The sequence below is a fragment of the Vibrio sp. Y176 genome (assembly GCF_033438945.1).
Window position 1 is genome coordinate 1 of the sequence record NZ_JAWOQS010000211.1, and the last position, 906, is coordinate 906.

Below are 906 nucleotides of genomic sequence, written 5' to 3' on the forward strand. Positions count from 1 at the left end.
TTTAGAGAAAACAGCCCATGAAACCAACGCCAACAGACAACCGCTCACGACAATGAGCCAAAAGATGAAAGAAACCAGTTTTTGTTCGAGCGTAGCCTTCATCGACACCAACTGATTAGGAAAATCTGGCTTTAATAACTGATTCGCCAAATAACTGCCCTGTGCATTCGCCGCAAGAACACTTGAGGTTTGTGCGAGTCGACGTTGAAATGCAGAACGCTCCCCTGTCGAAAGTGAATCCGATTCGATGAACAGTAAATCCAGTTCGCGATAGGTATCCGTATTGGTGTTGGAATCGCTAAAAATCGATTCAAGAACCAAGGCTCCCAAGCGGTAATACATGTTTTCAATTTGCTGCGAGTTGTTTTCCGCACCTCGGCTGGTGTGCAGTTGCTCCGCCAACGATACCAACTCACCATCACTGCCAATAAAAGCGCGTGCACTTTCCAAAAATCGGTCAGTTGAATAAAGCAATTGCGTGACGTCTGGCCCATTCGCATCAGAGACCTCACTTTCTAATTGAAGACGAACCGCGTACACAAGCTGAAGTTTGAGTGAGACTTGATCGACATGCTTAACTCGATACGGCAACTCAAAATTAAAGAAGTTACGTACTTCCTCAACTTTACTGCCGAGTTCATTCAATGTGGAAAGCGTTTGCATCGTCTGCTTTGCCTGAAACCAAAGAGTCGCAGAAAATACACACCACAAAATGAATAAGAACCAAATAATCCGCTTAATCCCTGCTCTTAATTGATGCAACGCTCAGTCCTCATATAATCCATTAATTACAAGCATATACCATGTTCTGAGCTCTGGCAGTGCTTGCTTCACATAAAAAAAGAGAGCCTAGGGCTCTCTTCATAAGAATTAGTTACGACTTAACTGATCTTTCAAGTTTGGCGG

1 pseudogene is annotated in these 906 nt (G+C 43.8%); it reads right to left on the reverse strand.

The window, feature by feature from the left end:
- Nucleotides 1–762, reverse strand: a pseudogene (locus tag R7O13_RS25140) (Hpt domain-containing protein); the annotation flags it as partial.
- Nucleotides 763–906: the final 144 nt, after the last annotated feature.